A 4,905-nucleotide genomic window follows, 5' to 3' on the forward strand; every position below is an offset into this window, starting at 1 on the left:
CTCAAGTATCTCGATTACAGGAAGCCCGGCGAATACGGCGATCCCAAGCAAAAGGAGTTTCAAGTCCTGATCGATAACTCACTCAACAAGGAACTCATCGAGGAGCCCGAGCGTGGACTGCTACTCGACCTAAATACTGGAGCTCTAGTAAAACTCAGCTGGCACCATGACTACGTCACCAAGGAAGGCAGCCAATTTCCGGAACGGGTGATCGTCGACCTCGAACCGATTACCAAGGAACAGGCCGACTCACTACTCTCGCCCTGAGAATTTCGACATCACGATCAGTTGGGAGATGCGCCGGGAAAGGGGATGATCCTGCTACCGGATTCCAAAAAGCAGGGCGGATCAGCCGCGAGGTGCTTCTCGAACGCGGTTCTGGGAATCACTTCTTCAATCGCAAACATCGGGGTTTGGTTGAGCTCACTGCACAGCACTTCCAAGGAAGGATCAGGTTTGGCGAACAGATCGAGTGCACAGCGAATCAACTCGTTCTGACTGCCGATCAGACTGCGTGGTTGTCCTCTCACCAAACTAAATGTCCCTCCCGGAGGCCAGACCAGCTCACCATCAAATTTCCCGATCTCTTGCTCAAGAATCTGTGAAAACATCGACACCAGCGACTCGATCCGGTGGTCGGAATTCGGAACGATGATGGAATACAAGGTCCGGGCATTGGTGAGCATGAAATAGCGGGTCTTGCTTGGAACATGCTCGGCCACCAGATCGCACCGCCAACAACTCGACCAGTGACCCTCACCGACGAAATCGTCCGCTTTGGGAAGTTTACTGCTGGCGACCTTGAAATGCCTGGCTGCCTTGCCGCTGAGCATCAGCACCAGGTGGACTTCTCCTTCGGATTCTCCCGCTTCATCCCCCAGCTCCGCCTCTCCAAGCTCTTCAGGATCCCACACATCGTCGATATCAATGGAAGGGTCGTTGTAGCGCTTCAGGTACCGGAGCCAGCGACCCTTGGAGCTTTCGATCAATGCCCTCAGTTCCTGATGCCTTTCCTTGTCCAAGCTCCCGACCGAGTGCAGGTAGTCGTAAAATTTCTGAAAGGTCTCCACATTCGCCAACAAGGAACGCTCGTCCGACCACGTCGCCTTCCGGATAAACCAGCTCCCGAGAAAATCGCTCACCTCGTCGAATCCTTCCGCCAGGCCCTGATCCTGATAGTCGATCAGGTAGACATTCGCGAAAAACTCAAGTCGATCGATGTGGTCGCACGACACCCTCTTTCCCACTCTCTTCGCGATGAGGTATTCGTGAAAGCCGTGAAAAAGCGGCAGGTTGGCGGCCTCCAGTTCCTCTCTGCGTTGGTCGTAGGAATCCATCTCAGGCCCCAAGGAAAACCGCCTTGGCTCAATCTGTCGAGCGGCGGGATTTTAATCGGCGACATTCATCGCTCTCCATCGCCGTAAAGAGTTTCGCCTCGTCCCACCTTCGCAATCGAATGCAGGCAACCGAGAAACGGGTGCAGGAATCGAAGGCATCAACTGAGGAGCTTGCCTCAATAGACCACGACCCATCAATCCCGGAACGCACTCGAAATCCGCCCCGTTGTGACACCACCCGGACAAGCCACAAACCTTTGCTGGATCAGGCTTTCTGACGCCTATCATTTCTGTTTGCCTGGCAATTTATTAGCCGACGGCATCCACCCGACGGCGGAGGGGCAGGTGAAGGTGGCGGAGAATGTTTGGGTGGCTCTGAAGCAAGTGATCACGGAATAGGTAGCATTTCACGATTCATCCTATCGAAAGCGCTACATCTTGTGCCGTCTCCCAATTCAACAGCTGCATTCTGTGGTGCCGCTACAGCGCAGTTTACTTTACGTTTCGAAAGATCTAGGTTCCCGAGACGTCCCGAATTTTAGCTTCATGCGAACAACTTAGAGGAAATGCCACGCAATTCAGAAAAGAAAAAGCCCAAGAAAGTATCTGGGAAGCCTATTGAAAACGACGCGAAGCCCCGCGTCCTTGACCTGTTTTCGGGAGCAGGCGGGCTCTCCTGTGGTTTAGAGCAGTCTGGATTCGAAATTGCTGGGGGAATCGACTTTTTCCCAAAGGCAATCGAATCATTTGAAGCCAACCACCATAACGCAAGAGGACTGGTTGCAGATCTTACCAAAACCTCGATCAAAACGATCGAAAACATAGCCGGAGGAGACATCGACTTGATCGTTGGGGGTCCCAGTTGCCAAGGCTTCTCAACAGCAGGCGGCTTGAGCAAACAGATTGGCCGAGACGAAAGTGACCCGAGAAACAACTTATTCTCTGACTACGTACGAATCGTAGATCACTTTCAACCCTCGTGGCTGATCTTCGAAAACGTCCCCGGACTTCTCCTGTATCGGCAAGGAACTGTTGCGCTTTCAATAGTGAGTGCCCTCAATGCCATTGGTTACAAAATTGTCCCAATGATCTTATTGGCCGCTGATTACGGAGTTCCACAACTCAGGCGTCGCCTAGTCTTTGTCGGCACTCGTACTGGTAGCGATATACATTTTCCAGCCCCAACTCACGGAGACGAAAATCTCTGGGCAAACTACTCACTACCTTTCGCACACCTCTCAAGACTTTCAACAGATGATCAAATCCGACATCCTCACGTCACCTTCGAACAGGCATGCAGTGATCTCCCGAAGTTATCTGAAGGCGAGACCCTTCACATGGTGCCTTATGCAGGAAGGGCGACTACCGATTATCAACGCCAGCTGCGACAAGGTCTAAAACTAGTCCGACAGCATCAAGCTGACCGCTTAGCGGACCTCGACCGATACGCCGCCAAGCATTTGTTACCTGGCGAAAACTGGAGAGCACTTGTTAAACACGATATTCTCCCCCCTCGCTTCAAAAAGATTCGACCATATGATGCCACGACGATGCTGAAGCGGCTTCAAGGAGACAAGCCTGCTTACACAATTACCACGAAGTTTAACGAAGCAACGACCGGAGCATTTATACACCCATCTCAACCAAGAACCTTGAGTATACGCGAGGCCGCAAGAATCCAGTCATTCCCCGACCGATTTTCCTTTTCTGGCACTTTTGGTCACATCCGAACCCAAATAGGAAACGCGGTTCCTCCACTACTCGCTAAGGCTTTAGGAGAAGCAATTCTACCCCAAATAATGCGAAGTGAGTTTAATAAAGAAATTCCGGCAATCCGCCCCACGATAACAATTTCCAATTCAATTTCGGAAGATGAAATACTCCAACTAAAAGGTGCCGGAAAGCAGATGCACCAACGTAAAAAGAAAGACCCAAAACAGTTGGAGCTCATCAAATCAGCCAATTAGACCTAGTATGGCATACATCACCCAGGAACTTCTTGGCACCGCAATTGTTTCCCTGACGGAGCGGGCTCACCCCTCCGTAATTCCTATCCTCGCCCTCAGCAAAGAAGCAGGATCAGGTGGATTCAGTTCCCGATCTGCTGCGCAAACGGATGTCTTAGACTCCATTTTTAGTGTGCCTGACAATGACACACCACTATGGTATGTCCCTCTTGGTCCCAGCCGAGGCGCTAAAACAGAAAACGGTCGCTGGCGAAGTCCCGCGAAGAACTATGTGGGTCGCTCGCTTCAGGTAATGACAAAAGACCTAAGAGACGCTGGAGTCTACACCGTCTCGGAAGATGAAGTATCATTAGCCCCCGATGCTTCCGATAAGATCCGCGCGTTTCTAGTTAAAAAGGGTGTTGAAGATCGGGTTCCCGTTTGGCCGTTTGCCGTCTGGCGATACAAGAACGAGGAAATTGAGAACATTGATTCGGCCGTGGAGTCGTTCTGGAGTGAGTATTCGCTCGATCAACTTAGTGATGTTTTCGACAAAGAACTCCGACCATCAGAACTTGCAGAAGCCCTTCGTAGTTCTGCTCTGCCATCGGAAGCAATTCTAGAGAAGCTTGATCCCCTGCCTTCTCAAATATCGGAACCAGCAGAAGCGCCGTATTCCACGGATGTCGAAGAGGGAATCGCGTCAATAGTTGGAGCCCAGCTCAATTCAACAGGCACAATAGACGCCGGTGGTAAGCCAATTCAATTAATTCTCCACGGTTGCCCAGGCTCAGGGAAGAGCTTCAAATTGGAAACCTACTCATCCTCCGTAAACTATAAATTCAGGACAGTCATCCATCCAGAGACTCGGTATTCTGATTTTGTCGGCGGACTTCGCCCTGTGACTATCTGGCGCGTGGAGAATCCAACTCCAAGCTTCGTCGGACTAAATAGCACTCCACCGGGTGATCCTCGTGTAGTCTACCAATTCGTTCCTGGCCCACTCCTTCAAGCATACTATCTTGCATGTTTCGAGCCTGAGCGTTCGGTCGTATTGATCGTTGAAGAGTTGAGCAGAGGCAATCCAGCACAAGTATTCGGAGACATCTTGCAACTCATGGATCGCACCGAAGAAGGCATGGGCCACGTCAAAGCCGGGGCAAGCGTCTACACCATAGATCCCCGACCGGATGTCAAAGCTTGGCTTATTGAGAATGATATAGTTACCCCTGGTTCAGATTCCTTGGGGAAACTACGGTTCCCCCCCAATTTATTTATTTGGGCAACAATGAATCGTGCCGATCAGAATGCCCGACAACTTGATTCAGCCTTTCTTCGCAGATGGGCACGGGAGCATTGTTCATGGAAGCAGCCAAATGCCGCTTGGGATAAGATTGAGATACCCTACGGAGGCGGCAAAACTAAATGGGGGCATCTTCGCAGCTCAATCAATCAACGCCTTGTGGAAACGGGTGGCCTGCTTGAGGACAAGTTCATTGGCCCATACTTCATCCCACGTTCCCGCCTAACAAATGCACATTATTTATTCGAAGATCTATGGGGTTACTTGTGGCACGAAGTTCTCAAATCACGAGCTTCTGACTTCTTCGAGTGTTCAACAC

4 protein-coding genes are annotated in these 4,905 nt (G+C 51.0%); 3 read left to right on the plus strand and 1 reads right to left on the minus strand.

What is annotated here, in order from left to right:
* On the plus strand, positions 1-267 hold a 267-nt coding region (locus tag WBG04_RS09380), incomplete at its 5' end, for a hypothetical protein (protein ID WP_424314153.1).
* 17 nt (positions 268-284) lie between these two features.
* Here WBG04_RS09380 and WBG04_RS09385 read toward each other — a convergent pair.
* Positions 285-1,337, minus strand: coding sequence for a hypothetical protein (locus WBG04_RS09385; protein ID WP_424314154.1), 1,053 nt, complete (start codon positions 1,335-1,337; stop codon positions 285-287).
* Positions 1,338-1,903: 566 nt separating this feature from the next.
* On the opposite strand from WBG04_RS09385, the gene WBG04_RS09390 reads away from it, so the two are divergent.
* Both WBG04_RS09390 and WBG04_RS09395 read left to right on the plus strand, forming a co-directional pair.
* Positions 1,904-3,304 (plus strand): DNA cytosine methyltransferase, encoded by a 1,401-nt coding sequence (locus tag WBG04_RS09390; RefSeq protein WP_424314155.1) that lies wholly within the window; start codon positions 1,904-1,906, stop codon positions 3,302-3,304.
* A 7-nt stretch (positions 3,305-3,311) separates the two neighbouring features.
* A partial coding sequence (locus WBG04_RS09395) for an AAA family ATPase (RefSeq protein ID WP_424314156.1) occupies positions 3,312-4,905 on the plus strand: 1,594 nt, incomplete at its 3' end.

The sequence above is a fragment of the Haloferula sp. genome, from assembly GCF_049672945.1.
Taxonomy (GTDB): Bacteria; Verrucomicrobiota; Verrucomicrobiia; order Verrucomicrobiales; family Akkermansiaceae; genus Haloferula.